Source organism: Hominimerdicola alba 8 (genome assembly GCF_000178155.2).
GTDB classification, from domain to species: domain Bacteria; phylum Bacillota; class Clostridia; order Oscillospirales; family Ruminococcaceae; genus Hominimerdicola; species Hominimerdicola alba_C.
In genome coordinates this window covers 1-2,374 of sequence record NZ_ADKM02000017.1, presented here as the reverse complement: position 1 = coordinate 2,374, position 2,374 = coordinate 1, and the positions used below count along the sequence as shown (strand labels likewise).

The window sequence follows — 2,374 nt, the reverse complement described above, 5'->3', positions numbered from 1 at the left end:
ACACAAAATTCAATTTGTTTTGCATATTGTGATTGCCGTCTTTTAGCCAATTCTATCATTTTTTTGCTGTAATCAAAAGCGACAACCGAAGCGCCTCTTTGTGCAAGATACGAAGAATAATTTCCATTGCCACACGCAATATCCAAAATGTAATCCGCAGGATTAGGAGATAGAAGTTCCGTTACTTTGGGACGCACTACCTCTCTGTGAAATTCATTAGATTCGTCACCCATTGCATTATCCCAAAATTGTGCGTTCTCCTCCCAGATTTTTTTACTTTCCTCTGTTCCCATGTTCTCTCCCACTCCCCAAATTTGCTTTTTTGCTTCCATTAAATCTTCCTTACTATATTCCATTGTTACCCTCCATAACTTCTGATTGTTGCCGTCTTGACGATTATGTATCTTTACATTACCTTCTGAAACATATGGCGCACCTTGTCCAGGCGGCTGTTTGGACGGCGGGGCTGGATGACCGGCTGACCGACAGCGGCCTGATATCCTTTCAGCTCTGTAAGGCATACGCTCCGCCCGTTGGTGTAAAAGGCCAGATCAGTACGGTATGCCTGTATACAGCGGGCGGGAATCTCGCCAGTAAAGACAACTTCATCCTTTTTTACCTGGGCCGTTTCGATGGTGGCACAGTATTTCGGTGCATCATGATAAGCCCTGGAAAGGTATTCCTGGGGCGCATAGAGGATGAAGGAGAGATAAGGTTCCAGCAGCTGCGTCCCCGATTCCTTCAATGCCTGTTCCAATACAATCGGGGCCAATGAGCGGAAGTCCGCCGGCGTGCTGACCGGACTGTAATAAAGCCCGTATTCAAAGCAAATCTTACAGTCCGTTACGTTCCAGCCGAACAAGCCCTGCTCCAGCCCGTAACGGATACCATCCCTGACAGCGTTTTGAAAACTCTGGTTCAAGTATCCCAGCGAAACCCGGCTCTCGTATTGTACACCGGAGCCAAGCGAGAGTGGTGTAACAGACAGTCCTATGGATGCCCAAAACGGGTTGGGCGGCACCTCGATATGGATGGTGTGGCTGGCTGCTTTGAGCGGCCGCTCCATATAAATGACGGAGGGTTCCTTTACCACTGTTTCAAGCTTGTATTTTTCCGACAGCAAAGCGGAAACAACCTCCAACTGCACCCGGCCCAAAAAAGAAAGAATGATCTCATGGGTGATGGAATCCACTTCGCAACGCAAAAGCGGGTCAGTATCCGCAAGTTGCGTAAGAGCGTCCAGCAGCCGTTCTCTTTGCGCTGCCGTTTTCGGCGCAATCGTCGTCCGCAGCATGGGGAGGGGGTCCTCGCGCCACCTTTTACGAGGGAGCCGGGTTTGGTCCCCTAATACATCGTTTAACCTCACGCTGTCGCTGGGAAGGATAACAATTTCACCCTGATAAGCGGTGTCTGTCCGAACAATTTCCCCTTTGGATGGAATACGCATCTCTGTGATTTTCAGCTTTTCTCTCCCGGCCAGGGCCACCGTATCCCGCAGGCGCAGCGTTCCGCTGTATAACCGTAGATAGACACGCCGCTGGCCGCAATCGGTGTACTCAACCTTGAAAACGCTGCCGCATAGGGCGGCGCCCCCCTGTTCCCCAATCGGTTGGAACAGCCCTGTCACCGCATCCATCAACGGTTGAATGCCAAGGCCATTTTTGGCGCTGCCATGATAGACTGGGAACAGGGAGGCGTCTTGAACCCGCTGCTGTTCCTCCCGCGCAAGTTTTTCCCGGCTGATTGGTTCTCCTGCGATATACTTTTCCAATAATTCATCGTTATTTTCGATGACCGCATCCCATGCTTCTATGTCGGTATTTTCCTCCAGGACTATTTCCGGGGACAGCGACACCGTCTGCTTGATGATAATATCGGCGGAGAGCTTATCCCGAACAGACTGAACCACGCTCTGCAAATCAACGCCAGCCTGGTCGATCTTGTTGATAAAGATAACGGTGGGAATGTTCATTTTCCGCAGGGCATGGAACAGAATACGGGTCTGGGCCTGCACGCCATCTTTAGCGGAGATCACCAAGATGGCCCCATCTAAAACAGCCAAAGAGCGGTACACCTCCGCCAAAAAATCCATGTGGCCGGGCGTATCCACAATGTTAACTTTACATCTGTGCCACTGGAAGGAAGTGACTGCCGCTTGAATGGTAATCCCACGCTGCCGCTCCAAAAACATGGTGTCCGTCCTCGTTGTCCCTTTTTCGACGCTCCCCGGTTCTGAAATGGCTCCGCTGGCATATAGCAGGCTCTCCGTCAAGGTCGTCTTTCCAGCGTCTACATGGGCAAGAATTCCAATATTGATTATTTTCATGTGATTGTCCTCCCTTTACAGCCCCAAAGGGCATAAAAATCCCCAGCA

2 protein-coding genes are annotated in these 2,374 nt (G+C 50.6%); both read right to left on the bottom strand.

Annotated elements, in window-relative coordinates; translation table 11 throughout:
* The coding region (locus tag CUS_RS00805; RefSeq protein ID WP_037275937.1) for a class I SAM-dependent methyltransferase at positions 1-356 on the bottom strand (356 nt) is incomplete at its 3' end.
* A gap of 50 nt (positions 357-406) precedes the next feature.
* A complete protein-coding gene (tet(W), locus tag CUS_RS00800) occupies positions 407-2,326 on the bottom strand; it encodes a tetracycline resistance ribosomal protection protein Tet(W) (protein ID WP_002586627.1) in 1,920 nt (639 codons plus the stop codon).
* Between the last annotated feature and the right edge of the window lie 48 nt (positions 2,327-2,374).